Here is a 25948-nt window from a genome sequence, read left to right as displayed (position 1 = left end):
ACGTGGACGAGGGCAATGTTATCCCCGGCAATCTACGAGGTCGCCATGAACAGCGAAGAGCAAACCCTGATCGATGGACTGTTTTCGCGGCTGCAACAGGCCGAAACGGAGGCAGCCCCGCGCGACGCCCAGGCTGAAACGCGGATCAAGGAACACCTGACCCGCCAGCCGGCGGCAGGTTATTTCATGACCCAGGCGATTCTGGTGCAAGAGGCTGCGCTCAAGAGCCTCGACGAGCAGAACAAACAACTGACTCAGCAAGTCCAGCGTTTGCAGGCGGAGTTGCAGTCGGCCAAGGCGCAGAGTGCCGCACCGGCGCCGAGCGGCGGCGGTGGTTTCCTGTCGAGCATTTTTGGTGGCAGCCCGCGTCCGGCGCCGACTCAGAGCGCGCCGGCCTCGACTGGCGGCTGGCGCGAACCGGCACCGCAGCAGAATTACGGAGCGTCTGCACGCCAACAGAACTTCGGCGCGCCAACGCCTAACTATGCGCAACAAGCCGCTCCGGCAGCCGGCAGCAGCTTCCTCGGCGGCGCCTTGAAAACCGCCGCCGGTGTGGCCGGTGGCGTGATGCTCGCGCAGGGCATCAGCAGCCTGTTCCATCATAACCAGCAGCCGGAAGAAATCGTTGAAGTGATCAAGGAAGAACCGGCGCAGGTTGCCGACCAGAGCAACAACGGTTGGGGCGATGACCAGCGTGTGGCCGATAACGGCTTCTCTGGCAACGACCAGGGCGGCTTCACCGACACCGACTACGGCAACGACAATTCTTCCTTCTTTGATGACGACGATTCCTTCGTCTGATTCACCATTCGTCCGGAGCCCCTGAGGGCTCCGGGCCGATTATTCGCGGAACCCTCCTGATGGCTGGCATACTGAGCGCCTTTTTCGGGCCTGGCGCCTGATCCCGCTTCGTGCGCTTGCGCGCCCACAGGAACTCCGGTGAAAAAAATCGCAGTGTTCGCCGATGTGCAGAACCTCTACTACACCGTGCGTCAGGCTTATGGTTGTCACTTCAACTATGCCGCATTGTGGGCCGACATCAGCAAGGACGGGCAGATCGTCGAGGCCTACGCCTATGCGATCGACCGTGGCGACAGCAAGCAGCAACAGTTCCAGCAGATCCTGCGCAACCTCGGTTTCACCGTGAAGCTCAAACCCTACATCCAGCGCAGCGACGGCTCGGCCAAGGGCGACTGGGACGTGGGCATCACCCTCGACATCATGGACGCCGCCGACCACGTCGACGAAATCGTCCTGGCTTCCGGTGACGGCGATTTCGACATGCTGCTCGAACGCATCATCAGCAAACACGGCGTGCAAGCGGTCGCCTACGGCGTGCCGGGTCTGACCGCCAACTCGCTGATCCGCGCCGCCAGCCGTTATGTGCCGATCGAAGGCGCACTGTTGTTGAAGAATTGAGCTGTTACTGAAGAATTGATTTGTACGGAGTTGAACCCGGTTTGGAACGCATTGCAGTCATCGACTTTGAAACCACTGGCCTGTCGCCGAACAGCAACTGCCGCGCCACGGAAATCGCTGTGGTCATGCTGGAAAACGGCCGCATCGTCGAGCGTTACCAGAGCCTGATGAACGCCGGCGTGCGGGTCCCTGCGTTCATCGAACAACTGACCGGCATCAGCAACGCCATGTTGCGCACCGCGCCCTCGGCCGAGCAGGTGATGAACGAGGTCAATGAGTTTGTCGGTTGCACGCCGCTGGTCGCGCACAACGCCTCGTTCGACCAGAAGTTCTGGGACTTTGAACTGGGGCGGATCAAACGCACGCGATTGCAGAACTTTGCCTGCTCGCTGCTGCTGGCACGGCGCTTGATGCCTGCGGCACCAAATCACAAGCTCGGCACGCTCACCACGTTCGCGCGCCTGCCGCATACCGGCCAGGCTCACCGGGCCATGGCCGATGCCGAGATGGCGGCGAATCTGATGGCGCATCTGGCGGATGAGTTGCGGCATAAGCACGGTGTAAGCGAGCTATCGCACGACCTGCTGTGCAAGTTGCAGAAAGTCCCGGCTGCGAAAGTCAGCGAACACCTCCAACGCTACCGCTGATCCCCACAGACCGATCGTTCCTACGCTCTGCGTGGGAATGCCTCAACGGACGCTCTGCGTTCGGCTTTAAACGGGACGCGGAGCGTCCCGGGCTGCATTACCACGCAGAGCGTGGGAACGATCATTCGGGGGAGCCGAACTATTTGCCGTTGCTTTCGATGTGACCGAGCGGCACGCGCTTTTCAATCGCGCTCGACAACACAATCGAGGTCTTGCTGAAGCCAAACTTCGCCACCCGATTGATCAACTCCTCCAACTCCGTCATCGACCCCACCGCAGCCTTCATCATCACGCACGGATCGCCCGTGACTCGAAAGCATTCGGTCAGTTGCGGGATCTTCACCAGTTCGTCGTAGACCTTCTGGCTGCCGTTCTGGTGCAGGCGCAATTCGATCATGCACTGGATCGGCAGGCCGATTTTCGACAGGTCGATTTTCGCCTCATACCCGGTGATCACCCCGGCTGCCTCAAGTTTGGCAACGCGCTCGGCCACCGCCGGGGCGGAGAGGTTAACTTTGCGCGCCAGATCGGCGTAGGACGCACGGCCATTTTCCAGCAGGGCGCTGAGCAGCATGCGGTCGTATTTGTCCAAGGCCGGACTCCTGAAAATGCCAGACTTTCGAAATCGTGGTTTATTCCACCGATCTCCGTGATTTCCAAAGTGTACCGGCGCTATAAACAGGTTTTGTAACTTATTTTTGCTCGTCAGCCTTTCTAGAATAATCCATCCCCTGACTCAGACTTTCGAGCTGCCCATGTCTGCCTTGCGCCGTTTTTCCTTGCCGCTGATCGCCGCGTTTTTTGCGTTGTATGTGATTTGGGGATCGACCTATCTGGTGATCCGCATCGGCGTCGAATACTGGCCGCCGCTGATGCTCGGCGGGGTGCGCTTCGTGATCGCCGGCAGCCTGATGTACGCCTTCCTGCGCTGGCGCGGGGCTCCGGCGCCGACCTGGGCGCAGTGGAAAGCGGCGGGGATCATCGGGATTTTGCTGCTCAGTTTCGGTAATGGCGCGGTGAGTGTGGCCGAGCACACGGGCGTGGCTTCGGGTGTGGCGGCATTGGCGGTGGCGACGGTGCCGTTGTTTACTTTGCTCTGTGGATATTTCTGGGGCGCGCGTAACACTCGGCTGGAATGGGCCGGGGTGGCGTTGGGGATTGTTGGTATTGCCATGCTCAACATGGGCTCCAACCTGCAATCGAGTCCGCTGGGCGCAGCATTGCTGATTTTCGCGGCGGCAACCTGGGCGTTCGGTTCGGTGTGGAGCAGACATTTGCCGTTGCCACAGGGCGCGATGGCCAGCGCGGTGGAAATGCTCGTTGGCGGTGTGGTGCTGCTGATCGGCAGCGTTGTCAGCGGCGAGCACCTGCAAGCCGTGCCGCCGGTTGAAGGCTGGCTGGCGCTGGCGTACCTGATCTTCTTCGGCTCGATCATCGCCTTCAATTCCTACATGTACCTGCTCAAGCACGTACGTCCGGCGGCGGCGACCAGTTATGCCTACGTCAACCCGGCGGTCGCGGTGTTGCTGGGGATTGTGTTTGTCGGCGAGACCATCGGCATCGAAGAAGCGCTGGCGATGCTGGTGATCATCAGCGCGGTGGTGTTGATCGGCTTGCCGCAGTGGCGTCGGCCGGCACAGCCGCCAGTCGTGGCGCCGACAGCCGTTCCCACAGAAACGCGTACGAATTAGGGTAAACTGCGCGGCATTGCATGCCTGCGTTATTTTTTCCTACGGTACTCCCATGACTTTCGCCACCCTTGGCCTGATCGAACCCTTGCTGCGCTCCCTCGAGACGCTCGGCTACCAGACCCCGACGCCGGTTCAGGCGCAAGCTATTCCGGCCGTGCTGGCCGGTCGTGACTTGATGGCAGCCGCTCAGACCGGCACTGGCAAAACCGCCGGTTTCGCCTTGCCACTGCTGCAGTTGTTGGCCATGGAAGGGCCGAAAGTCGCTGCCAACTCGGCGCGTGCACTGATTCTGGTGCCGACCCGTGAGCTGGCCGAGCAGGTTCATGAGTCTGTGCGTCAGTACGCCGAAAACCTGCCGCTGCGTACTTATGCGGTTTACGGCGGCGTCAGCATCAATCCGCAGATGATGAAGCTGCGTGGCGGCGTCGATGTGCTGGTCGCCACGCCCGGTCGCCTGATCGACCTGTTCCGCCAGAACGCGCTGAAACTCGATCAGTTGCAGACTCTGGTGCTGGATGAAGCCGATCGTATGCTCGACCTGGGCTTCTCTGAAGAACTGGCGAACATTTACCGCATGCTGCCAAAAAAGCGCCAGACCCTGTTGTTTTCCGCAACCTTCTCCGATGACATTCGCCTGCTCGCCGGGCAGATGCTCAACGATCCGCTGAGTATCGAAGTCAGCCCGCGCAACGTCGCCGCCAACACCGTCAAGCAGTGGATCGTCACGGTGGACAAGAAGCGCAAGGCCGAACTGTTCGTGCACCTGATGCGCAAGAACAAGTGGAAGCAGGTGCTGGTGTTCGCCAAGACCCGTAACGGTGTGGATGCGCTGGTGGAAAAACTCCAGGGCCTGGGCGTGAATGCCGACGGTATCCATGGTGATAAACCTCAGGCGACCCGTCAGCGTGCGCTGGACCGTTTTAAACTCAGTGAAGTGCAGATTCTCGTGGCGACTGACGTTGCGGCGCGGGGCCTGGATATCGAAGATCTGCCGTTGGTGATCAACTTCGATCTGCCGATCGTGGCCGAGGATTACATTCATCGGATCGGTCGTACTGGCCGTGCTGGCGCGACCGGTGAGGCGATCTCGCTGGTATGCGCGGATGAAGTGAACATGTTGTCGGCGATTGAAATGCTGACGCGCCAGACCTTGAAACGTCAGAACGAGCCGGATTTCGAACCGGAGCACCGCGTGCCGGACACCGATGCCAGCGGTCAGGTGATCAAGAAACCGAAAAAGCCGAAGAAGCCGAAGGCTTCCGGTGGTGGCGGCAAGCGTAATCTGGGCAAATGGGTCGACAGCGGCGAGACGCAGGCGCCGGAGCCTTCGGTCAAGCCTGTGCGTAAAGTGCCGGTGTTCAATACCGGGCCGCGCAAGCGCAAACCTTAAAGTCAAAAGCCCCTCACCCTAGCCCTCTCCCAGGGGTAGAGGGGACTGATTGGGGGATATTCGGGAATTACGCCGACCTGGTCCGACTGTTGTGAATCCACAATCGACAGGGCTTTCGCCAGACACCTCGGTCGGCTGACCAAATCCATAATCGACTCGGTCTTTCAGGTCGACGGATGACGTCAGACACCTCGGTCAGCTCCCTCTCCCTCTGGGAGAGGGCTGGGGTGAGGGTTCAGGCAGACGCCTCGGACTTGAGCCATTGCACAATACCCAAGCCCGCCGCCCGACCACTGGCAAAACACCCCGTCAGCAAATAGCCGCCCGTCGGCGCTTCCCAATCAAGCATCTCCCCCGCGCAGAACACCCCCGGCAACGCCTTGAGCATCAAGCGCTCGTCCATCGCCTCGAACGTCACGCCCCCGGCACTGCTGATCGCCTCGTCCAATGGCCGCGTTTTGACCAGAGTCAGCGGCAACGCTTTGATTGCCCGCGCCAGCAGCGCCGGATCAGCAAACGTCGCCGCATCAGTCAACTCACGCAACAACGCCGCTTTCACCCCATCAATCCCGACCTGACTGTGCAGATGCTTGGCCATCGACCGCGAACCGCGTGGCTTGCTCAAAGCTGCCTGCAATTTATCCACAGGTCGGCCGGGCAACAAATCGATGTGAACAACCGCCGCGCCATATTGGTTGATTGCCTCACGAATCGGCGCCGACAGCGCATAAATCAGACTGCCCTCAATCCCGGTCGCGGTGATCACGCATTCGCCCAAACGCGGAATATCGTCATTCAAACCGATGGCGATATTTTTCAGCGGTGCGCCGGCGAATTTGCTCACCATCAAATCGCTCCAGGCCTGCACTTCGAAGCCGCAATTGCTCGGTTGCAACGGCGCCAGTCCTACACCGCGCTGCTCCAGAGCCAGCATCCACGCACCGTCGGAACCGAGGCGCGACCAACTGCCGCCGCCGAGGGCAAGCAGCGTGGCATCGGGTTTGACGGTGATTTCACCTTCCGGGCTGTCGATGCGCAGCGCGCCATGTGCATCCCAACCGAGCCAGCGATGGCGTGTGTGGATAACGACGCCGCTGTCGCGCAGGCGTTTGAGCCAGGCGCGCAGTAGCGGGGCCGCTTTCATATCAGTGGGGAACACCCGGCCGGAGCTGCCGACAAAGGTTTCGATGCCCAGATCATGAATCCATTTACACAGCGCATCGGCATCGAAACCGCGCAGCAGCGGGGCGATTTGCGGCGCGCGCTCGGCGTACCGAGAAAGGAATGCCGGGTAGGCTTCGGAGTGGGTGATGTTCATGCCGCCGACGCCGGCGAGCAGGAACTTGCGGCCCACCGAGGGCATTCCGTCGTAGAGATCGACGCGGATTCCGGCCTGGCCCAGCACTTCGGCGGCCATCAGGCCGGCGGGGCCACCGCCGATGATGGCGACGTGAGCGGGGGAGGAGGCGGAATTCTGGGTCATGGCATGCGCTGCGGTATGGCGGGATAAGGCGCGCATTCTAACAGCCGAGATCTTTTGTAGGAGTGAGCCTGCTCGCGATAGCGGTGTATTAGCCAAGTTAATGTTGAAGGTGCTGACGCTATCGCGAGCAGGCTCACTCCTACATGGGATTCGGGTGGGCTTGAAATGTTGGTTGAAAAATGATCAGTGCGCTGCAGGCCATAACCGGTATGGCCTGTAGTCCCTTTCACTCAGGTTATCCACAGGCAGTTCCACAGCCATTGTGGGTAACGCAGCACAACTCAATGACAACCGTGTGACTGCCAGACCCGTTGCGCGCTGTGATGGAGGATGCCGTGGCGGCGGGCGAGGGCGTGGCGATCCTTGCTGTAGCCGCCGCCAATTACGCCCATCACCGGAATGTCGCGGCCCAGGCAATGGCGCATCACGCTTTCATCGCGGGCGGCGACGCCTTCGTCCGTCAGTTGTAGATAACCGAGGGCATCGTCCTTGTGTACATCGACCCCGGCGTCGTACAGCACCAGATCTGGCTGATACAGCGGCAGCAGGTAATTGAGTGTGTCGTCGACCACTTTCAAATAATCAGCGTCGCCCATGCCCTTGGGCAGCGGGATATCCCAGTCACTTTCCGCCTTGCGTGCAGGAAAATTCTTCTCGCAGTGCAGGGAAACCGTAATCGCCTCCGGCGTGTCATGCAGAATCCGCGCGGTGCCGTCACCCTGATGCACGTCGCAATCGAAGATCAGCACGCGATTGACCCGGCCGCTTTGCAGCAGGTAATGGCTGATGATCGCCAGGTCATTGAAGATGCAGAAGCCCGCCGGATAGTCGTAGTGCGCATGGTGGGTGCCGCCGGCCAAGTGGCAGGCCAAGCCATGTTCCAAGGCTTTTTCCGCCGCCAGAATCGAACCGCCGACCGCCCGTACCGTGCGCCGCGCCAAGGCTTCGTTCCACGGCAGACCCAGACGCCGTTGGTCTTCGCGGGACAACTCGCCGCTCATATAGCGTTCGATATACGCACGGTCATGGGCGAGGGCGAGGATGTCGTTGGGGCAGATCTCGGGCCGCAGCAGGTCGGCGTCGCGGGTCAGACCGCTGTCGACCAGGTGATCGCGCAGCAGACGAAACTTGTCCATCGGGAAGCGGTGATCCGCCGGAAACTCGGGGCTGTAGTCTTCGTGGTAGATCAGCGGCAGTGGCATGGCGGTTTCATGTAGGAACGTAGGAAAGAGTGAAGGATCCTACCAGCGATGTAGACTTGCGGCATGGAAACGGAGGGGCATGATGGAGCCGATACTGGAACTTGAAAGCGCGCGCTTGCTGATGCGTCAGTGGCAGGACGAGGATTTGCCGGCATTTGCCGCGATGTGCGCCGATCCTCAAGTGATGCGCTACTTCCCGACACCGTTGAGCCGACTGGAAAGTGCGTCGATGATCGGCCGCGTGCGCGGGCATTTCGCCGAGCACGGTTTTGGCCTGTGGGCGCTGGAGCGCAAGGACAGCGGCGAATTTATCGGTTTCACCGGACTCGGCGTGGTCGGCTTTGATGCGCCGTTCACTCCAGCAGTGGAAATCGGCTGGCGCCTGGCCAAGGAACATTGGGGCCTGGGTTACGCCAGCGAAGCAGCGTGGACCGCTCTGCGTTGCGGCTTTGATCGGTTGGCCTTGAAGGAAATCGTTTCCTTCACCGCGCAATCCAATTTGCCCTCAGAGAAAGTCATGCAGGCGATCGGCATGCATCACGCCCCGGAAGATGATTTTGATCACCCCAAGCTTGCCGTCGATCATCCGCTAAGACGGCATGTGCTGTACCGCATTACTCGGGAACAATGGCTGCAAACCTTGCATGGATAAGCCGACACGGACGTTTACAATGGCCGCCATATCATTGGCCCGCGCCAGAATCTGAATCGGCCGCCGCAGCCAAGACTGCGCGGCATAGTGCTTTGTGTGAGGAGAGTCTGAATGAGCCAAGTGTTGGAAGATCTGGTCGACTTGCTGACCCTGGAACCGATCGAAGAAAACCTGTTCCGTGGCCGTAGCCAGGATCTGGGTTTCCGTCAGTTGTTCGGTGGCCAGGTGCTCGGCCAGTCGCTGTCGGCGGCCAGTCAGACCGTTGAAGAGGCGCGCCATGTGCATTCGATGCACGGCTATTTCCTGCGTCCGGGCGATGCCAAGTTGCCGGTGGTCTATTCGGTTGATCGCGTGCGCGATGGCGGCAGTTTCAGCACTCGCCGCGTCACGGCGATTCAGAAGGGCCATCCGATCTTCACCTGCAGCGCTTCGTTTCAATACGACGAGGCAGGCTTCGAGCACCAGAGCCAGATGCCGGTGGTGGTCGGCCCGGAAAACCTGCCGTCGGAGCTGGAGTTGACCCAGCAACGCGCGCACCTGATCCCGGAACACATGCGTGAAAAACTGCTGTGCCCGAAACCGATCGAAGTACGCCCGGTCACCGAAAAGGACCCATACAACCCGCAGCCGGCCGATCCGATCAAATACGTATGGTTCCGCGCCGACGGCGCTTTGGCCGATATCCCGGCGCTGCACAAATACTTGCTGGCCTACGCCTCGGACTTCGGTCTGCTGACCACCTCGATGCTGCCCCATGGCAAATCGGTATGGCAGAAAGACATGCAGGTCGCCAGCCTCGATCACGCGCTGTGGTTCCACAACGATCTGCGCGCCGATGACTGGTTGCTCTACGCGATGGACAGTCCGTGGGCCGGCAATTCCCGTGGATTCTCCCGTGGCAGCGTGTACAACCGCGCCGGGCAACTGGTCGCTTCGGTGACGCAGGAAGGCCTGATCCGCCATCGCAAGGATTGGGCATGAGCCTGAAAGAGGTGAAGCACTGGGTGTTCGATATGGACGGCACGCTGACCGTCGCCGTGCATGATTTTGCGGCGATTCGCGTGGCGCTGGCGATTCCGCCGGAGGACGACATCCTCACTCATCTCGCCGCGTTGCCGGCGGATGAAGCAGCGGCGAAACACGCCTGGCTGCTGGAACACGAAAGGGATCTGGCGCTGGGTTCGACCCCGGCGACCGGAGCGGTGGAGCTGGTGCGTGATCTGCACGCACGCGGTTATCGCCTCGGCATCCTCACCCGCAACGCGCGGGAACTGGCGCATGTGACGCTAGAAGCGATTGGTTTGGCCGACTGCTTCGCGGTGGAAGATGTGTTGGGCCGTGATGAAGCACCGCCGAAGCCGCATCCGGGTGGGTTGCTGAAGCTGGCAGACGCCTGGGAAGTACCGGCCAGCGAGATGGTGATGGTCGGTGATTACCGCTTTGATCTGGATTGCGGGCGAGCGGCGGGCGCGCGGACGGTGTTGGTGAATTTGCCGGAAAACCCGTGGCCCGAGTTGGCCGATTGGCATGCGAAGGATTGTGTCGAATTGCGGCGGATGCTTTTGGCCTGAAATCTTTGCTGCCTGAGCTGGCCTCTTCGCGAGCAGGCTCACTCCTACAATTGGAATGCGTTCCCCTGTAGGAGTGAGCCTGCTCGCGATGGCGTCAGATCAATCAGCACAAAACTTATTCGAACAACGCCTTCTGCCCCTCCGGCGAGGTCAACATCCCATCGCCGTTATGCCCAACCCCGGGCACTTCAACTAGCCGCTGATTCACCCCTTCCGGATGCCGACGCAGCAAATAGCCGAAGTACAATTTCCCACGCTCCAAGCGATACGCACCTTGCGCTTCGGCTTCACAACGCTTGTCCAACGCCGGATGCTTGGGATCGACGTCCTGCTGTCCAAGCAGATAAATCACCTCGCGCTTGATGTAACTGCTCTCAAGCTGCAACGGCGTTTGCCCACCGGCGTACACCGGCATGTCTGACAGACCGTACTTCCAGCGATTGAAACCCGCGCACTTGGCGTGATCGAACGCCACCGGCCGTTGTTCGTTGAAGTAGGCATAAGAAGACGGATTGGCCACGACATAGCGCAAGCGAATGCCGTTGGCCTTCAGCGCAGGCTGATCCTTGGCCAGCAGGGCATAGCGCTGCACCACCTGGCCACCGCCAGAATGACCGAAGATCACGATCTGCTTCACGTCGGGAAACTGTTTGCGGTCGCTGATCCGTCCGACGATCTCATCAAGTGCGGCGTAGGAACTCAACGGGTTCGGCCCTGTGGATAAGCCGCCGCCCATCCACTCGTTGCCTTGCCAGCGCAGCAACGTGGCGGGGAGCGAGTACAGCGCGACATCGCTTTCATTGAGGAACTGCGGCGCGATTACCAGCGTGTGGGCACTTTGTCCCGCCAGCTCGGCGGCGCTCTCGGCGCTTTTGCGATAGGTTTCCGAGTTGCGCAACCGGCCATGAATGACGATCAGCACCCGTTCGATCTTCTCCGGCGCAGGACCAATGCCGACCGCCATTTCCCCGGCCTTGAGTTGCAAACGACCGGGGCTGATCGCATCGACACCGGCGGCTTGCGCAGTGCTGCCAACGATCAGTAACGCCAAAAGCCATTTATGCATTTACAGGTTTTTCGCCGCGAAGGTATCGCACTGGCCGACCTGGCCCTGCGCGAATCCGGTTTTGAACCAGCGCACCCTTTGCGCCGACGTACCGTGGGTGAACGAGTCCGGCACCACACGGCCCTGACCCTGTTGTTGCAGGCGATCATCACCGATGGCGTTGGCCGCATTCAAGGCCTCTTCGATATCGCCCGGTTCCAGCCAGTTCAAACGCTTCTGCGCACTGTAGGCCCAGACGCCGGCGAGGCAGTCGGCCTGCAATTCCTGACGCACCAGCAAACCGCCGTCGCCTTCCATCTGCCGACCTTGCTGGCGAGCTGTCTGAATTTTCGCCGAGACGCCGAGAAGCGTCTGCACATGATGTCCGACTTCATGCGCGATCACGTAGGCCTGGGCGAAGTCGCCGGCCGCTTTGAAGCGTTGCGACATTTCCTGGAAGAACGCCATGTCCAGGTAGACCTTCTGATCCGCCGGGCAATAGAACGGGCCAGTGGCCGAGGTTGCCAGACCGCAGGCGGAGTTGACCCGGTTGCTGAACAGCACCAGGGTCGGGTCCTTATATTGGCGACCAGCCTGTTGGAAAATCGAGCCCCAGGTATCTTCGGTATCGCCGAGGATCGAGCGGACGAACTCGGCCTGTTCATCGTTCGCCGGCGGGGCCTGACGGGTTTGCGAGGTTGGCGCCGATTGTTGGGTGGATTGCCCGGCGAGCTGACCGAGGATCTGCATTGGGTCCTGGCCGGTGATCCAGCCGATACCGACGATCAGCAGGATGGCCCCCAGGCTCAGGCCTTTGCCGCCGCCGAAGCGCATGCCGCCACCACCGCCGGCATCATCACCACGGGCATCGACGACGTTGTCACTGCGTCGGCCTTTTTTCCATAGCATGTGGGAATCCTCTGTGTGTATCGGGTGGTGATGAGTGTTGCTGTTGTGTGAGTGTGGCGCCAGTCCGGTCGTCCGTCTATTGGCCACACGCAAACAGGCCCGGCCTCGTGTTGACGAGGTCTGGCCTGTTATTGACGGTCTGGCACGCGGCAAATTCAATCCCGCGCAGGATTTCTATCGCTGGATTATCAATCAGCGATCAAAGGCATCCCACTCCGGGGCGAAATCCGGGCTGACCTGACGCTCGCGTTTTGACAGGGCTGCGATTAATGCGCGGTCTTCATTGTCGAGTTCGACCTGCAGCGATGCGAGGTTGGCCAGTTGATTGGCCCGGCTGCTGGCCTTGGGAATCGCTGCGACGTTGGGTTGATCAAGCAACCATTTCAACGCTACTTGGGTCGGCAACACGCCATGTTTGTTGGCGATCTGTTGAATCTGCGGGATGTCTGAGACCTTGTTGCGCGCCAGCGGGGTGTAGGCCGTCAGCGCCAGGTTGTGTTCGCGGGCGTAGTCGAGCAGGGCGTTTTGGCCGAGCAGGACGTGGTATTCGACCTGAATCGCTGACAGATCAATCCCATAGTCTTCGACGACTTTACGCAGCAAGGGCAGCGGAAAATTCGCCACGCCGATGTTGCGTGCCAGCCCCTGTTTCTTGAACGAAGCCAATGTCTCGAGGGTGCGTGGCAGGTCCCAGTCGGTGGTGGGCCAGTGGATCATGAACAAGTCTACGTAGTCGCTGCGCAACGCGGTAAGGCTGCGGTCCATGGAATGGCGCATCGCGTCGGGTTGCAGCTGATCCCACCAGACTTTGGTGGTGACGTGAATCTGCTCGCGCGGTGTCGGGGTATTCGCCAGTGCTTGTCCGACGGCGTCCTCGTTGTTGTAGGCCGCTGCCGTGTCGATGTGTCGATAACCCAGTTCCAGTGCTTGCTCCACGGCGCGAGTGCATTCGTCGCCGAGCATCGGCCAGGTGCCGAGGCCGAGTTTCGGCATGTTCAAACCTTGGGCATTAACGATGTGCTGCATGGTCGATCTCCTGTTCGAAAGCAGTCATGCCGGCGATATGCCGGGCGGCGATGTAACCGAAAGTCAGCGCCGGGCCGATGTTGATACCGCCCGCCGGGTAGTGGCCGCCCATGATGCTGGCCATGTCGCCACCGGCTGCGTAGAGGCCGACGATGGGCTGTTCGTGGGTATCCAGTACTTGCGCGTGCGGGTTGACCTTGAGTCCGGCGAAGGTGCCGAAGCAGCCCGGCTGGACTTTCACGGCGTAGAACGGGCCGGTGTCTATTGGGGCAACGCAGGGGTTGGGCAGGTTCGCCGGATCACCCTGTTTGCGGTTGTAGGGTGTTGCGCCGCGACCGAACAACGGGTCTTCTCCATGGCGGGCATGGCGGTTGTAGTTATCCACAGTCTGGCGCAACCCGCTCGGGTCGATGCCGCAGGCGAGGGCTAATTCTTCAATACTGTTGCCGCTTTTCAGATAGCCGCTGCGGATAAAATCTGACACTGGCAGCGGAAATGGCCGCGATATGCCCAGGCCATAACGCCGTTGAAAGGCGTGCGTGCAGATCAGCCAGGAGGCGACTTCTTCACCTTCCGGCGCAGCGGCGACCATGGCACTGACGTAGTCGTAATAACCGTTGGCTTCGTTGACGAAGCGCTGGCCGTTGCGCAGCACGCCGATGATCCCGGGTTTGCCGCGCTCGATGATGTGTGGGAAATGGCCGGTGCTGCCGTCGGAATGTGGCACTTGCGATACCGGCGCCCACGCGACGGGCGAAGCCACATCGGTATTGACCCGTGCACCGACGCTTTCGCCCAGGCGCAAACCATCGCCGTTGACGGCCAGCGGTGGTAGCGCCCAATGCTCGTGACCGGTCGGCGTGCGCGGGAACAGGGCTTTGCGTCGCTCGATGTCATTGGCAAAACCACCGGCGGCGAGCAATACGGCTTTGCGTGCATGAATGCGGATCGGGCCTTTGTCTGTGTTGACCACAGCGCCCGAGACGCGCGAGCCTTCACGCAGCAGTTCCGTCACAGGCGCCGACTCCCAGAGCAGGACGCCAAGGTCTTCGGCGGACTTCGCCAGCCTTGCCACCAGCGCCACGCCGTTGACCAGTTGCATCGCCCGGCCATGCACGGCGAGGTCGAACAGGTGTCGAGTAAAGCGCCAGGTCACATGCCATGCCGCTTTCAGCGAGCGCGTCAGATTGAGGAACGCCGACAGATCCGCCCCGGCCATGATCGGCATGCCCATGAAGGACGTTTCGCGCATCGTTGTACGAAGGCGCTTGAGCAAGCGTCCGACCTTGCGTCCATCGTAAGGCGCGGCGATGACCGAGCGGCCACCGGTGCCAGCACCCGGCGTGTCACCATGAATGTCGGCAATGGCATTGCCATCGGCAAATTGCAGCGCAGTGTGTTGCTCGAAAAACCCGACCATGCGCGGTCCCGCTTCAAGGAAAGCGTCGATCATCGCCGGGTCGAAGTGCTCGCCCAGTTCATGGCGCAAATAGGTGCGCGGTTGTTCGATGTCTTCGATGATCCCGGCCCGACGCGCGAGTGGATTGCACGGCACCCACGCCCAGCCACCGGACCAGGCAGTGGCGCCACCGAATACCGGATCTTTCTCGACAACGATGACTTTCAAACCATGCCACGCGGCAGTCACGGCGGCCGATAAACCGGCGGCACCGGAACCGACGACCAATACGTCGCAGTTGATATCAGGATGTTCGGCAGACATCAAACAACGCTCCGGCAGTAAGTTATTTTTGGAATTTGATTCCAGAAAATAACCAGTGTCGTGACGACTCGACAAGCCTTTAACCCATAAAATGGGCGGTTATCGAACGGCCGGTTCCAGATTTCGCTTTGCCGTCAATGTCTTCTAGAATCAGCAAAATTTCTTTGGACGTCCCCATGGCCGGCAGTCAAATCGAACGGGTTTTCAGCGTGCTGGAAAGCCTCACCAGTGATCCGCGCGGGCTGCCGATGCAGACGCTCGCCGAGCAGCTGGATATCCCCAAGAGTGCAACACACCGCTTGCTCGCCGAGCTGATTCGGTTGGGCTACGTACGGCAGAATGCGGAAACGTTGCGCTATCACTTGTCGACCAAACTGGTCGCTATGGGCTTTCAATACCTGTCGAGCTGCGGTGCCGATATCGTCCAGCCAGTACTCGACCGACTGGCGCAGGAAACCGGCGAACTGGTGCGTTTGGGCGTGATCGATGGCGAGCGCCAGACCTGGATTGCCAAGGCACAAGGCGCGCGCACCGGTCTGCGTTATGACCCGGACATGGGCCGCGATGCGCCGCTGTTCTACACCGCCTCCGGGCATGCGTGGCTGGCGTGCATGAGCGACGCCGAGGCGCTGTCACTGGTCGAGCGGCAGGCGGCGGAGGTGCCGGTGGGGATCGGGCCGAATGCGCCGCGTTCAAATATCGAGTTGCTGGAACGGCTGCGTCTGGCTCGTGAGCAGGGTTATGCCTGGGTTGAGGAGAGTTCGGCCGTGGGGACTTCGGCGATTGCGGCGGTGGTGAGGCATCCAACGGATGGTCGGGTGATCGGTGTACTGAGTATTGCCGGGCCAAGTGCGCGGATGCCGGGGGCGCGGTTGCATGAGCTGGCGCCGCTGTTGCTGACCTTCACCGAAGAATTATCAGCAGCCAGCCTGGCCTCAGAACTGTTTATCTAATCCGAGTTCACACAGACCCCCTGTAGGAGTGAGCCTGCTCGCGATAGCGGTATGTCAGCCAACGTTAACGGCGACTGACACTCCGCTATCGCGAGCAGGCTCACTCCTACAGGGGATTTTTGTTGTTCACGAAGTTGTGCGGTGTTCGCACGGTTTTAGGATGGATGGGTGTTTGATTGTGGAACTCGGTTCTAAATTGTTGCTGGAGTGATATTCCAACAACAATTACAAAAGGACCGCACCTTGAATTCGCCCCTTCGAATTGCCCTGATCGGCGCCGGCAACATGGGCCAGCAACATTATCGGCATCTACAAACCCTCAACGAAGCAACGCTGTGTGCGGTGGCGGATCCTGGGCCGCAAGCAGCAGGGCTTGCGGCCGAATGGGGCGTAAGGCATTTCGCTGATCATCGTCAGATGCTGGAGCAAATCCGGCCAGACGCGGTGATCGTCGCCAATCCGAATAATCAACACGTCAGCACGGCGCTCGATTGTCTGGCGGCGGGTGTGCCGGTGTTGCTGGAAAAACCGGTCGGCGTGCACCTGGATGAAGTGCGCGAACTGGTTGCGGCGGTCAAAAGCAGCGGCGTGCCGGTACTGGTCGGCCATCATCGGCGCCACAACCCGCTGATCGTGCGGGCCCATGAATTGGTGCAGAGCGGGGCACTCGGGCGTCTGACCACGGTCACTGCGTTGTTCCAGTTGCGCAAACCCGACAGCTATTTCGAGATCCCGTGGCGCCGCGAACCGGGCGCCGGAATGTTGCTGACCAACCTGATCCACGACCTCGACCTGCTACGGCATCTGTGCGGTGAAGTGCGTTCGGTGCAAGCGATCACCGACAACGCCGTGCGCGGTTTCGCCAACGAAGACAGTGCGGCGGTGTTGCTGCAATTCGAAGGCGGCACATTGGGCACATTGAGCGGTTCCGACGCGGTCGCCGCGCCGTGGAGTTGGGAGCTGGATTCCGGCGAGAACCCAGTGTATCCGCGTCAGGCCGATCAGCCCTGTTATCTGCTGGCCGGGACTACCGGAGCGTTGAGCATTCCGCAGCTCAAGCGTTGGCACTATGGCGCTGAGCAGGTCGACGCCGGTTGGCATGAGCCCTTGTTGATGGTCGAAGAATCCTCCGGCGGTGACGACGCTTTACGCTTGCAGTTACAGCATTTCGTCCGCGTGGCGCGGCGTGAAGTCGAGCCGCTGGTGAGTGCGGCCGACGCTGCGCGCACTTTGGCGCTGATCGAAGCCATACGCGAGGCCGCGGCCACCGGCCGTGCCTGCCCCCCTGCACTGATTGAGGCTTGAACATGAACGAACGAATCCTGTCTCTGGCCAGCCTCACCGTGCTGGAGTTGTCGCCACCGCAAATGGTCGAAGTGGCTGCACGTGCTGGTTACAGCCATGTCGGCCTGCGCCTGGAACCGGCGACGCCCGAGGAGCATCATTTCCCTTTGGTCGCCGATGCTGAATTGCGCCGTCAGACTTTGCAGCGGCTGCGCGACACCCGCATCCGCGTGCTCGACGTGGAAATCCTGCGATTGAAGCCGCAAACCGTCGTCGCCGATTTCGAGAAACTTCTTACGGTCGGTGCGGAATTTGGCGCTACCGAATTGCTGGTCGCCGGTAACGATCCTGACGAGCAGCGGCTCACCGATAACTTTGCGGCGCTTTGCGATCTGGCCGCGCCTTACCGGCTGCACCCGCATCTGGAGTTCATGCCCTGGACTGATGCGCGCAACCTCGAACAAGCGCTACGAATTGTCGAAAACGCTGATCGGGAAAACGCTGCGGTGCTGGTCGATGCGTTCCACTTTGATCGTTCGGCGTCACGCTTGGAGGATCTGGCTGACGTGTCAGTGTCGCGTCTGCGTTATGCGCAATTATGTGATGTAGCGGGGCCGAGGCCGTCAGACATGGCCGAGATCTTGCGTCAGGCGCGCAACGAGCGGCGGTTTCCCGGCGAGGGTGATTACGATCTGCTCGGGTTGCTGCGAGCGCTGCCGACTAATATTCCACTGAGTCTGGAAATTCCCACGGTAAAACTGCTGGAGCAGGGCGTGAGCGGATTGGAGCGAGCGCAGATGGCGATCGACAGGACGCGGGAATTGTTGGCGCGACTGTGAGTCTTTTTTGTGGCGAGGGAGCTTGCTCCCAGTGGACTGCGTAGCCGTCCCCAATCGGCGACCGCCGCGCGATCTCCTTCGCCACCGTATTGTTGTTCAAACAGGGATAACCAATGACTGTCAGCACCCCGCTCTCCGGTGTCAACCAACCCTTCAAGGGGATCTTGCTGATTGTCGTGGCAACCTTCCTGTTCTCCAGTCACGACGCATTGTCGAAATACCTGTCCGGTTTTTATCCGATCGTGATGGTGGTCTGGGCGCGTTATCTGGTGCACACACTGCTGATGGCAGGGATTTTTCTGCCGCAATCCGGGTTGCGTGTGCTGCGCACCAAGAAGCCGCTATGGCAATTGGTTCGGGCACTGTGCCTGCTCGGCACCAGCCTGTTCTTCACCACCGCGTTGTTGTACATCCCATTGGCGGAAGCCACGGCGGTCAACTTTCTTGCGCCAGTATTGGTGACCGCATTGTCGGTGCCGCTGCTCAAGGAGCGAGTGACCCGAGGTCAATGGATCGCGGTGATCTGCGGCTTTATCGGCGTGCTGATCATCGTCCACCCCGGCGGTGAGTTGTTTACTCCGGCGGTGTTGCTGCCGTTCTGCTCGGCGCTGTTTTTCTGCTTTTATCAACTGCTGACCCGCAAGCTCGCCGAGGTGGACAGCCCGACCACCAGCAACTTCTTTGCCGGGTTATGCAACACGCTGGTGATGAGTGCACTAGTGCCGTTCTTCTGGCAGGTGCCGACGTTGACCCATGCCGGGTTGATGCTGGCGCTGGGCAGTTGCGGGATGACCGCGCATTTGTTTCTGACCCAGGCGTTCCGCCATGCCGCTCCAGCACTGCTGGCGCCGTTCGGTTATTGCCAGATTGTGTTTGCCGGGTTGTTGGGCTGGCTGCTGTTCAATCACACGCCGAGTCTGCCGACGATCATTGGCATCGCGGTGATCTGTTGCAGCGGACTGGCGGCAGCGTGGCAGCAGAGCCGCCGTTGAGGGATACGCAAACCCCTGTGTAGGAGCTGACGAGTGAAACGAGGCTGCGATCTTTTGATCTTCAACATCAAGATCAAAAGATCGCAGCGTGCCGCAGCTCCTACAAGGAAGCCGGGTGTAGGCAGATTACTCGGTGACGGTAGGAATCTTGCGCGGTGCCATGAAGTACATCCACGTCAGCGCAATGAAGTACATCGCCGGAATCAGGGTGAACAACACGGTGTAGTTGTTGTTGGTCACGGTGAGGATGTGGCCGACGATCTGGGTCATGAACATCCCGCCGATCGCTGCGCACATACCACCGAAACCGAACACGGTGCTCATCATGTGCTTGGGCGTGTAGTCCATTACCAGGCTCCAGATGTTTGCTGTCCACGCCTGGTGCGCACCGATTGCCAGAGAAATCGCGGCCACCGCCACCCACAGGTTGGCTGAGCCGGCGGCCATGATCACGCCGATGATGCAGCAAGCAAACAGGAGCATCGACAGCAGCCGCGCTTTGATCGAGTTCATCCCGCGACCGATCAGGAACGAAGACAGAATGCCGCCACCGACGCTACCGAAGTCGGCCGTGACGTAGATGATGATCAGCGGAATACCCATTTGGGTGACGTTGATGCCCAGATTGTATTGCTGATTGAGGAACGGTGGCAGCCAGTACAGATAGAACCAGAACACCGGTGCGGTCAGCGAGTAGGCGAGGGCGAAGGCCCAGGTGCCGCGCATCCGCAGGATTTTCGAGAACGGCACGCGGGCCTGTTCCGGTTCGACTTCTTGCTGGATGTAGTCCAGCTCGGACTGTTTCACGCTCGGGTGATCTTCCGGGTTGAAGTATTTCAAGCCCCAGAACAACAGCCAGATCCCGCCCAGCGCCGCCATGCACAGGAACGCCGCTTGCCAGCCCCAGACGTGCAGGACCAGTGGCAGCAGCATCGGCGTGAACATCGCACCGACGTTGGTGCCGGCGTTGAAGATGCCGGTGGCGACCGCACGTTCGCCGGCCGGGAACCACAGGCGCGTGGTTTTCACACAGGCCGGGTAGTTCGCCGCTTCAGTCAGGCCGAGAATAAACCGGCAGACCATAAAGCCAACGGCTGACGTTGCCAGACCGTGGGCACCGGTGGCCAGGCTCCACAGCAGCACGGCGCAGAAGAACACGCGCTTGACGCCGACCCGGTCGATCAAGCGTCCTTGCAGGACGAAACCGATCGCGTAGCCGACCTGAAACCAGAAGTTGATGTTGGCGTAATCCATCGCCGTCCAGCTCATTTCCTTGGCGAGGATGGGCTGCATGACGCCGAGGGCGGCGCGGTCGATGTAGTTCAGGGTAGTGGCGAAAAACACCAGCGCCAGCATGCCCCAACGGGTCTTGCCGACAGCCATGGCGCCGCGGATCTTGTCGCCGATGCCACCCGTGGCAGTGCTCATGGCCGGAGCCATGCGGGAAGTCTGTGAAGGAATCATGTGTTCCACCCGTTTTTGGATTTGTTATTTGGTGTGCTTTTTACTTGCACGCTGCGACCGGTGGTTCAGATCCGGACTCAATGTGCAGTCGATGTTGGGCAGTGGACGAAAAATCGTCAATTCGCCAAACCGCCATTGTGTTCGATAATCGCACGCAAAACTAACCGGGTAGTACACTTTAAATTGCTGCCAAGTTCGATGCAGCCAATAATTTCCCCCACTATAAAAATCATCCTGTGTAGGAGCTGCCGAAGGCTGCGATCTTTTGATTTTGCTTTTCAGCAATAAAGATCAAACGATCGCAGCCTTCGGCAGCTCCTACAGTAAAGATAAAGCGGCGCAGTCCGGGAGTTGAAACATGCAGCGTTCCATTGCCACCGTTTCCTTGAGCGGCACCCTGCCGGAAAAACTCGAAGCCATCGCCGCCGCCGGGTTCGACGGGGTGGAGATTTTCGAAAACGACCTCCTGTACTACGACGGCAGCCCGCGGGAAATTAAACAGATGTGCGCCGATCTCGGCATCGCCATCACTCTGTTTCAGCCGTTCCGCGATTTCGAAGGCTGCCGCCGTGATCGCCTGGCGCGTAACCTTGAGCGCGCCGAACGCAAGTTCGACCTCATGCAGGAGCTGGGCACCGACCTGGTGTTGGTCTGCAGTAACGCCTCGGCCGACAGCGTCGGCGATCAGCAAATTCTAGTCGATGATCTGCGCCTGCTGGCCGAGCATGCCGGCGCGCGCGGCTTGCGCATTGGTTACGAAGCGCTGGCGTGGGGCCGTCACGTGAATACTTATCAACAGGTCTGGGACATCGTGCGTCAGGCCGATCACCCGAGCCTCGGCGTGTTGCTCGACAGCTTCCATACGCTGTCGTTGAAGGGCGATCCCCGCGCCATTGCCGACATTCCCGGCGACAAGATTTTCTTTGTGCAAATGGCCGACGCGCCGATCCTGGCCATGGATGTGCTGGAGTGGAGCCGGCATTTCCGTTGCTTCCCGGGACAGGGCGAATTCGATCTGCCGGGTTTCCTCGCGCCGATCATCCAGAGCGGTTACGCCGGGCCGCTGTCGCTGGAAATTTTCAACGATGGCTTCCGCGCCGCGCCGCCACGGGCCAATGCCGCCGATGGTTTACGTTCACTGCTGTATCTGGAAGAGAAGACCCGCCAGCGTCTCGAGCAGGAAGCGACGCCTGTCGCCAATCGCGAAATCCTTTTCGAAACACCGAAGGCCAGCGAGTACAACGGCATCGAATTTCTTGAGTTCGCCGTTGATGAAAGCCTCGGCGCCAAGCTGTCGAACTGGCTGGAACGCTTGGGGTTCGTCAAGGCCGGGCAGCATCGTTCCAAGAGTGTGAGCCTGCTGCGTCAGGGCGACATCAACCTGATCCTCAACTCCGAACCGTATTCCTTTGCCCACAGCTTCTTCGAGGCTCACGGCCCGTCGCTGTGTGCCACGGCTGTGCGGGTCAAGGACAGCGCCAGTGCATTGGCACGCGCCGTCGCTTACAAAGGTCAGCCCTATCGTGGACTGGTCGGCCCCAACGAACTGGAACTGGCGGCGGTGCGCGCGCCGGACGGCAGCCTGATTTATCTGGTGGATGAGCAGGCCGACGTTTATGGCACCGACTTCAATCTGCTGGCAGATGCTCCCGCCCGTGGCGGTCTCAAACGCATCGACCACATGGCCATGGCGTTGCCGGCCGACAGCCTCGACAGTTGGGTGCTGTTCTACAAGAGCCTGCTGGATTTCGAGGCGGACGATGAAGTGGTGCTGCCTGATCCGTATGGTCTGGTGAAGAGCCGCGCCTTGCGTAGCCGCGACAGTTCGATCCGCTTGCCGCTGAACATCTCCGAGAACCGCAACACCGCCATCTCCCACGCGCTGTCAAGTTATCGCGGCTCCGGTGTGCACCACATCGCCTTCGATTGTGACGACATCTTCGCCGAAGTCAGTCGCGCCAAAGAAGCCGGCGTGCCGCTGCTGGATATTCCGCTCAACTATTACGACGACCTTGCCGCGCGCTTCGATTTTGACGACGAGTTTCTCAGTGAACTGGCGTATTACAACGTTCTGTACGACCGTGATGCGCAGGGCGGTGAGCTGTTCCACGTCTACACCGAACCGTTTGAAGGGCGCTTCTTCTTCGAGATCATCCAGCGTAAGAACGGCTATGCCGGGTATGGCGCGGCGAACGTCGCGGTGCGTCTGGCGGCAATGGCCAAATCACGCAGTGGCGCCGTGCGCCAGGCGAAGTTGTAGGAAATTCGTAAACGCGGGATTAAACACGGGCCGCGCGGCTTCCTTCACTGTGCTGCGCAGCCCATAATCGCCGCCTGTGCAGTGATGGCCGTGAGCCCGCAATGACGATGAATACAGAACTTTCCGCAGCTCCTGAAGTTTCCACTGTAGAGCCGCGCAAGAGTCGCAAGAACAACCCGGAAAAGACCCGCGAGAACATCTTGCAGGAGGCGATCGTCGAGTTCGTCCAGCAAGGCTTGTCCGGTGCTCGCGTCGATGCGATCGCCGAGCGAATCCACACCTCCAAACGCATGATCTATTACTACTTCGGCAGTAAGGAGCAGTTGTACGTCGAGGTGCTGGAAAAGCTTTACGGTGACATCCGCAGCACCGAAAACCGTCTGCACCTGGCCGAGCTGGCGCCGGTAGAGGCGATTCGGCGTCTGGTGGAATTCACCTTCGATCACCACGACCGCAACGTCGATTTCGTGCGCATCGTCAGCATCGAAAACATCCATAACGCCGAATACGTGAAGCGTTCCGATGCGATCAAGGCGATGAACAACACCATCCTCGATTCACTCGGCGAGATTCTGCGTCGTGGTGCTGCTGAAGGTGTTTTCCGTGTGGGGCTGGATGCGCTGGATGTGCATTTGCTGATCAGTTCTTTCTGCTTCTATCGCGTGTCGAACCGGCACACGTTTGGCGAGATCTTTCAGATCGATCTGCCGGATGAAAGCATCAAGCAGCGGCATCGCGAGATGATTTGCGAATCGGTGTTGCGTTACCTGCAGGCCTGACACATTCCCCTGTGGGAGCGAGCCTGCTCGCGAAAGCGGTGTGTCAGTCAACAGATGTATTGGCTGGCCGTACGCCTTCGCGAGCGGGCTCGCTCCCACAGGGGGAAAGAATTCAGCCATTCATGCTTTGAAAATGCGCGAGCATCCGCTGCGCATCCGGCACCACGCCGCTAAACAATTCAAACGCCTTCACCGCCTGAAACACCGCCATGTTGCCCCCATCCAGCGTCCGGCAACCCAGCGCGCGGGCGTTGCGCAGCAGTTCGGTTTCCAGCGGGAAATACACAATCTCCGCCACCCACAATTCCTTGCGCAGCAGCTCGACCGGCACCGGCATGCCCGGCAGTTTGGCCATGCCCATTGGCGTGGTATTCACCAGCCCGTCGGCCTGATTCAGCGTACTCGGTAGATCTTGCCCGGCCACGGCGCGACCCGAGCCGAAATGCTGATTGAGATTGTTCGCCAGACTCTCGGCGCGCTCACGGTCGACATCGAAAATGCTCAGTTGCCGTACGCCTTCGCTCAACAATGCGTGGGCCACTGCTGCACCCGCGCCACCCGCGCCCATCTGGACTACGCGCTCGCGGGCAGCGTCCTTCAGCCCCCGGCGAAAACCCTCAGCGAAACCGAGACAGTCGGTGTTATGGCCAACACGCTTGCCGTCCTTCAGTACCACCGTGTTCACCGCGCCGATGCCTTCGGCTTCCGGCGACAACTCATCGAGCAGCGGGATGATCGCCTGCTTGCACGGGAAGGTGATGTTCAATCCGGTGTAGTTCATCCGCTCGGCCGCCAGCAGCAGGTCGGGCAGGGCGGTGCTGTCCATTTTCAGTTGATCGAGATCGATCAGTCGGTACAGATAACGCAGGCCTTGGGCATCACCTTCGTGCTCATGCAGCGCGGGTGTGCGCGAGGCCTGAATGCCGGCGCCGATCAGCCCGGCGAGTATCACGTTAGAGCGAGACATGCGAGTTACCCCTTCAGCCGCTGGCTGAAATGTTCCAGTGCCAGTCGATAGCCGTGACTGCCAAAACCGGCCATTACCGCTGTGGCAATCGCCGAGACAAACGAGTGATGACGGAACGGCTCGCGGGCGTGGACGTTGGACAGGTGCACTTCGATCACCGGTAACTCACTGGCCACCAGCGCATCGCGAATCGCCACCGAAGTGTGCGTCCACGCGGCCGGATTGATCACGATCCCGGCGCAACGGCCACGGGCAGCGTGAATCCAGTCGAGCAGTTCGCCTTCGTGATTGGTCTGGCGAAACTCCACGGCCAGGCCGAATTCTTCGGCAGCGCGACCGCACAGAGCCGAGATGTCCGCAAGGGTTTCGTGACCGTAAGTCGCCGGCTCACGAGTGCCAAGCAGGTTCAGGTTCGGGCCATTGAGCACCAGAACGATAGGGGGCATGAGGGGTAACTCCACTTATTGTTTTTGGCTTTGGCCGAGGATTTCAGCCTGTGGAGATAAAATGTACTAGATGGTTACCATGGTCAATTGAACAAAAATGGACGTGGCGTTTTATGTTCGGTGATCGCACAGAAGCAATATTGATCGAGATATGACGACAGCTTTGCTTACGTTTTTTACCGGAGATTGACCGACTCATGACCCGTTCCGACGCTAGCCTCAAATGCGGTGAAACGTCATGTGCTTGATCACCAGTCGTCGGATTTGAAAGGAATCTCAAATCCTGAAACTTTTTAACCTAACGGATGGGTTAGCATGAAGGTGTGCAGCTACAAAGGATTGTCGATTGTCATCATGCTGCGAGATGAACATTGCCCACCACACGTTCACGTGAATGCGGGCAGTTGGAGTGCCCGATTACAGTCCAGTTTCTGGCACAACGATATTGAGCTTTGGGACGTCGTGCCGCTTTCTCGTCGACCACCCTTGGCCGTGGTGGAAGGCTTGTGTCGATCCCTTGAGCAGCCTGCTCATCTGCGACGAGCACGCGGGATCTGGTGGTCGAAATTGCAAACTGTCTGTCTCGACAATCAATTGTGGGACAGCCATTCAAACGAAATGTTGGGGATGAAACTCGTCACTGACACGACATACAGAGTGGGATCGGCGCGTTATCTGCCAGACGAGGGCAAAACTCTTCTGACATTGATAGACGCATTGGAAGGAGTGGAAATCGATTTATGAAGGTCATCAAAGCCAAGCCATCCGCACGTCGTCCCCTCACGGAGGAGATGATCGACGTCGCCATCGTGCAAGGGCAAGCACGCCGGACGAATAGCTTGCAGGCTGTCTCCGTAACCTTTGAGAAACCATCCCTGATCATCCGTTTTGAAGACGGCAGCGGTGTGTTGCTACCGGTGGATCGTTATCCAGAGTTCGACGGATTCAACGCAGCGGACTATGAAAGCCTGACAGTCGGCTTCGCGGGCACTGCGCTTTGTCACGAGGGTAAAGACCTCGACGTTTCCATTTCTGGGATGATTTCGGCGAGCCCATCACTATTGGCCATGGCCGCTTCTGCCGTTGCTTCGCGCAACGGCCGTCAGAGCAGCGCGGCAAAGTCTGCAGCCGCGCGGGCGAATGGCAAAAAGGGCGGGCGTCCGCGTAAGGTCGATCCCGCTTAGTGAGCGCCCACAAAAAAGCCGT

26 protein-coding genes are annotated in these 25948 nt (G+C 59.9%); 16 read left to right on the top strand and 10 right to left on the bottom strand.

The genetic code is table 11. The features are described 5' to 3' along the window. The first annotated feature begins 45 nt into the window (after positions 1–45). The 3 genes from CKW26_RS12105 (at position 46) to CKW26_RS12095 (ending at position 2066) form a co-directional block, all read left to right on the top strand. Positions 46–801, top strand: coding sequence for a DUF2076 domain-containing protein (locus CKW26_RS12105; protein WP_095048843.1), 756 nt, complete (start codon positions 46–48; stop codon positions 799–801). Between the two features lie 138 nt (positions 802–939). Continuing rightward, positions 940–1419 (top strand): NYN domain-containing protein, encoded by a 480-nt coding sequence (locus CKW26_RS12100; RefSeq protein ID WP_007949802.1) that lies wholly within the window; start codon positions 940–942, stop codon positions 1417–1419. A 41-nt stretch (positions 1420–1460) separates the two neighbouring features. Next, the gene (locus tag CKW26_RS12095) at positions 1461–2066 is read left to right on the top strand and encodes a PolC-type DNA polymerase III (protein ID WP_077574644.1); all 606 of its coding nucleotides are present in this window, start codon (positions 1461–1463) and stop codon (positions 2064–2066) included. A 139-nt stretch (positions 2067–2205) separates the two neighbouring features. On the opposite strand, the gene CKW26_RS12090 is transcribed toward CKW26_RS12095, so the two are convergent. Next, entirely contained in the window at positions 2206–2658 is a 453-nt protein-coding gene (locus CKW26_RS12090) for an Lrp/AsnC family transcriptional regulator (RefSeq protein ID WP_095048752.1), read from the bottom strand. Between the two features lie 163 nt (positions 2659–2821). Between CKW26_RS12090 and yedA the strand changes: the two genes are divergently transcribed. Beyond that, positions 2822–3757: a drug/metabolite exporter YedA gene (yedA, locus tag CKW26_RS12085; RefSeq protein ID WP_095048751.1), complete on the top strand. Its 936-nt coding sequence runs from the start codon at positions 2822–2824 to the stop codon at positions 3755–3757. A 52-nt stretch (positions 3758–3809) separates the two neighbouring features. Beyond that, complete coding sequence (locus CKW26_RS12080; RefSeq protein WP_095048750.1) at positions 3810–5147, top strand: DEAD/DEAH box helicase; 1338 nt, start codon at positions 3810–3812, stop codon at positions 5145–5147. A gap of 235 nt (positions 5148–5382) precedes the next feature. On the opposite strand, the gene CKW26_RS12075 is transcribed toward CKW26_RS12080, so the two are convergent. Together CKW26_RS12075 and CKW26_RS12070 are read right to left on the bottom strand one after the other, a co-directional pair. Next, positions 5383–6630, bottom strand: coding sequence for a TIGR03862 family flavoprotein (locus tag CKW26_RS12075; RefSeq protein ID WP_095048749.1), 1248 nt, complete (start codon positions 6628–6630; stop codon positions 5383–5385). A gap of 281 nt (positions 6631–6911) precedes the next feature. Then, entirely contained in the window at positions 6912–7832 is a 921-nt protein-coding gene (locus CKW26_RS12070; RefSeq protein ID WP_034153803.1) for a histone deacetylase, read from the bottom strand. 82 nt (positions 7833–7914) lie between these two features. Between CKW26_RS12070 and CKW26_RS12065 the strand changes: the two genes are divergently transcribed. The 3 genes from CKW26_RS12065 (at position 7915) to CKW26_RS12055 (ending at position 10055) form a co-directional block, all read left to right on the top strand. Continuing rightward, positions 7915–8484, top strand: a complete 570-nt coding sequence (locus tag CKW26_RS12065) for a GNAT family N-acetyltransferase (protein WP_095048748.1) — start codon at positions 7915–7917, stop codon at positions 8482–8484. Positions 8485–8595: 111 nt separating this feature from the next. Beyond that, complete coding sequence (tesB, locus tag CKW26_RS12060) at positions 8596–9465, top strand: acyl-CoA thioesterase II (RefSeq protein WP_095048747.1); 870 nt, start codon at positions 8596–8598, stop codon at positions 9463–9465. After that, a complete protein-coding gene (locus CKW26_RS12055) occupies positions 9462–10055 on the top strand; it encodes an HAD family hydrolase (protein WP_095048746.1) in 594 nt (197 codons plus the stop codon). Before tesB ends, CKW26_RS12055 begins: the two co-directional genes overlap by 4 nt. Before the next feature lie 115 nt (positions 10056–10170). Here the strand turns inward: CKW26_RS12055 and CKW26_RS12050 are convergent, their stop codons facing one another. From CKW26_RS12050 to CKW26_RS12035, 4 genes are all read right to left on the bottom strand, one after another. Next, a complete protein-coding gene (locus CKW26_RS12050; RefSeq protein WP_095048745.1) occupies positions 10171–11121 on the bottom strand; it encodes an alpha/beta fold hydrolase in 951 nt (316 codons plus the stop codon). Further along, entirely contained in the window at positions 11122–12009 is an 888-nt protein-coding gene (locus CKW26_RS12045) for a neutral zinc metallopeptidase (RefSeq protein ID WP_095048744.1), read from the bottom strand. 192 nt (positions 12010–12201) lie between these two features. Further along, positions 12202–13035, bottom strand: coding sequence for an aldo/keto reductase (locus CKW26_RS12040; RefSeq protein ID WP_095048743.1), 834 nt, complete (start codon positions 13033–13035; stop codon positions 12202–12204). After that, positions 13019–14758: an FAD-dependent oxidoreductase gene (locus CKW26_RS12035; RefSeq protein ID WP_095048742.1), complete on the bottom strand. Its 1740-nt coding sequence runs from the start codon at positions 14756–14758 to the stop codon at positions 13019–13021. The genes CKW26_RS12040 and CKW26_RS12035 overlap by 17 nt, the downstream gene beginning before the upstream one ends. A gap of 176 nt (positions 14759–14934) precedes the next feature. On the opposite strand from CKW26_RS12035, the gene CKW26_RS12030 reads away from it, so the two are divergent. From CKW26_RS12030 to CKW26_RS12015, 4 genes are all read left to right on the top strand, one after another. After that, the gene (locus tag CKW26_RS12030; RefSeq protein ID WP_095048741.1) at positions 14935–15711 is read left to right on the top strand and encodes an IclR family transcriptional regulator; all 777 of its coding nucleotides are present in this window, start codon (positions 14935–14937) and stop codon (positions 15709–15711) included. A gap of 243 nt (positions 15712–15954) precedes the next feature. Then, entirely contained in the window at positions 15955–17016 is a 1062-nt protein-coding gene (locus CKW26_RS12025) for a Gfo/Idh/MocA family protein (protein WP_095048740.1), read from the top strand. Positions 17017–17018: 2 nt separating this feature from the next. Beyond that, positions 17019–17834, top strand: a complete 816-nt coding sequence (locus tag CKW26_RS12020) for a sugar phosphate isomerase/epimerase (protein ID WP_095048739.1) — start codon at positions 17019–17021, stop codon at positions 17832–17834. A 113-nt stretch (positions 17835–17947) separates the two neighbouring features. Continuing rightward, positions 17948–18826 (top strand): DMT family transporter, encoded by an 879-nt coding sequence (locus CKW26_RS12015; protein ID WP_095048738.1) that lies wholly within the window; start codon positions 17948–17950, stop codon positions 18824–18826. A 126-nt stretch (positions 18827–18952) separates the two neighbouring features. Here the strand turns inward: CKW26_RS12015 and CKW26_RS12010 are convergent, their stop codons facing one another. After that, the gene (locus CKW26_RS12010) at positions 18953–20290 is read right to left on the bottom strand and encodes an MFS transporter (protein WP_093434708.1); all 1338 of its coding nucleotides are present in this window, start codon (positions 20288–20290) and stop codon (positions 18953–18955) included. 358 nt (positions 20291–20648) lie between these two features. On the opposite strand from CKW26_RS12010, the gene quiC reads away from it, so the two are divergent. Further along, a complete protein-coding gene (quiC, locus tag CKW26_RS12005; protein ID WP_095048737.1) occupies positions 20649–22550 on the top strand; it encodes a 3-dehydroshikimate dehydratase QuiC in 1902 nt (633 codons plus the stop codon). A gap of 101 nt (positions 22551–22651) precedes the next feature. Beyond that, complete coding sequence (locus CKW26_RS12000) at positions 22652–23329, top strand: TetR family transcriptional regulator (RefSeq protein ID WP_095048736.1); 678 nt, start codon at positions 22652–22654, stop codon at positions 23327–23329. 112 nt (positions 23330–23441) lie between these two features. Here CKW26_RS12000 and CKW26_RS11995 read toward each other — a convergent pair whose 3' ends face one another. Further along, positions 23442–24296, bottom strand: a complete 855-nt coding sequence (locus CKW26_RS11995; RefSeq protein WP_095048735.1) for a shikimate dehydrogenase — start codon at positions 24294–24296, stop codon at positions 23442–23444. A 5-nt stretch (positions 24297–24301) separates the two neighbouring features. Then, complete coding sequence (aroQ, locus tag CKW26_RS11990) at positions 24302–24742, bottom strand: type II 3-dehydroquinate dehydratase (RefSeq protein WP_008084592.1); 441 nt, start codon at positions 24740–24742, stop codon at positions 24302–24304. A gap of 315 nt (positions 24743–25057) precedes the next feature. On the opposite strand from aroQ, the gene CKW26_RS11985 reads away from it, so the two are divergent. Then, positions 25058–25486, top strand: a complete 429-nt coding sequence (locus tag CKW26_RS11985; protein WP_095048734.1) for a DUF4160 domain-containing protein — start codon at positions 25058–25060, stop codon at positions 25484–25486. Further along, positions 25483–25926: a DUF2442 domain-containing protein gene (locus CKW26_RS11980; RefSeq protein ID WP_095048733.1), complete on the top strand. Its 444-nt coding sequence runs from the start codon at positions 25483–25485 to the stop codon at positions 25924–25926. Before CKW26_RS11985 ends, CKW26_RS11980 begins: the two co-directional genes overlap by 4 nt. The last annotated feature ends 22 nt before the right edge of the window (positions 25927–25948 follow it).

Source organism: Pseudomonas sp. Irchel s3h9 (assembly GCF_900187475.1).
GTDB lineage: Bacteria > Pseudomonadota > Gammaproteobacteria > Pseudomonadales > Pseudomonadaceae > Aquipseudomonas > Aquipseudomonas neuropathica.
This window is presented reverse-complemented; position numbering and strand designations above follow the sequence as displayed.

Bases quoted from the DNA above. Each gene is read 5' to 3' on its own strand.
- CKW26_RS12105 (WP_095048843.1), top strand. From the start codon at position 46: ATGAACAGCGAAGAGCAAACCCTGATCGATGGACTGTTTTCGCGGCTG.
- yedA (WP_095048751.1), top strand. From the start codon at position 2,822: ATGTCTGCCTTGCGCCGTTTTTCCTTGCCGCTGATCGCCGCGTTTTTT.
- CKW26_RS12080 (WP_095048750.1), top strand. From the start codon at position 3,810: ATGACTTTCGCCACCCTTGGCCTGATCGAACCCTTGCTGCGCTCCCTC.
- CKW26_RS12075 (WP_095048749.1), bottom strand. From the start codon at position 6,630: ATGACCCAGAATTCCGCCTCCTCCCCCGCTCACGTCGCCATCATCGGC.
- CKW26_RS12070 (WP_034153803.1), bottom strand. From the start codon at position 7,832: ATGCCACTGCCGCTGATCTACCACGAAGACTACAGCCCCGAGTTTCCG.
- CKW26_RS12065 (WP_095048748.1), top strand. From the start codon at position 7,915: ATGGAGCCGATACTGGAACTTGAAAGCGCGCGCTTGCTGATGCGTCAG.
- tesB (WP_095048747.1), top strand. From the start codon at position 8,596: ATGAGCCAAGTGTTGGAAGATCTGGTCGACTTGCTGACCCTGGAACCG.
- CKW26_RS12055 (WP_095048746.1), top strand. From the start codon at position 9,462: ATGAGCCTGAAAGAGGTGAAGCACTGGGTGTTCGATATGGACGGCACG.
- CKW26_RS12050 (WP_095048745.1), bottom strand. From the start codon at position 11,121: ATGCATAAATGGCTTTTGGCGTTACTGATCGTTGGCAGCACTGCGCAA.
- CKW26_RS12045 (WP_095048744.1), bottom strand. From the start codon at position 12,009: ATGCTATGGAAAAAAGGCCGACGCAGTGACAACGTCGTCGATGCCCGT.
- CKW26_RS12040 (WP_095048743.1), bottom strand. From the start codon at position 13,035: ATGCAGCACATCGTTAATGCCCAAGGTTTGAACATGCCGAAACTCGGC.
- CKW26_RS12035 (WP_095048742.1), bottom strand. From the start codon at position 14,758: ATGTCTGCCGAACATCCTGATATCAACTGCGACGTATTGGTCGTCGGT.
- CKW26_RS12030 (WP_095048741.1), top strand. From the start codon at position 14,935: ATGGCCGGCAGTCAAATCGAACGGGTTTTCAGCGTGCTGGAAAGCCTC.
- CKW26_RS12020 (WP_095048739.1), top strand. From the start codon at position 17,019: ATGAACGAACGAATCCTGTCTCTGGCCAGCCTCACCGTGCTGGAGTTG.
- CKW26_RS12015 (WP_095048738.1), top strand. From the start codon at position 17,948: ATGACTGTCAGCACCCCGCTCTCCGGTGTCAACCAACCCTTCAAGGGG.
- CKW26_RS12010 (WP_093434708.1), bottom strand. From the start codon at position 20,290: ATGATTCCTTCACAGACTTCCCGCATGGCTCCGGCCATGAGCACTGCC.
- quiC (WP_095048737.1), top strand. From the start codon at position 20,649: ATGCAGCGTTCCATTGCCACCGTTTCCTTGAGCGGCACCCTGCCGGAA.
- CKW26_RS12000 (WP_095048736.1), top strand. From the start codon at position 22,652: ATGACGATGAATACAGAACTTTCCGCAGCTCCTGAAGTTTCCACTGTA.
- CKW26_RS11995 (WP_095048735.1), bottom strand. From the start codon at position 24,296: ATGTCTCGCTCTAACGTGATACTCGCCGGGCTGATCGGCGCCGGCATT.
- aroQ (WP_008084592.1), bottom strand. From the start codon at position 24,742: ATGCCCCCTATCGTTCTGGTGCTCAATGGCCCGAACCTGAACCTGCTT.
- CKW26_RS11985 (WP_095048734.1), top strand. From the start codon at position 25,058: ATGAAGGTGTGCAGCTACAAAGGATTGTCGATTGTCATCATGCTGCGA.
- CKW26_RS11980 (WP_095048733.1), top strand. From the start codon at position 25,483: ATGAAGGTCATCAAAGCCAAGCCATCCGCACGTCGTCCCCTCACGGAG.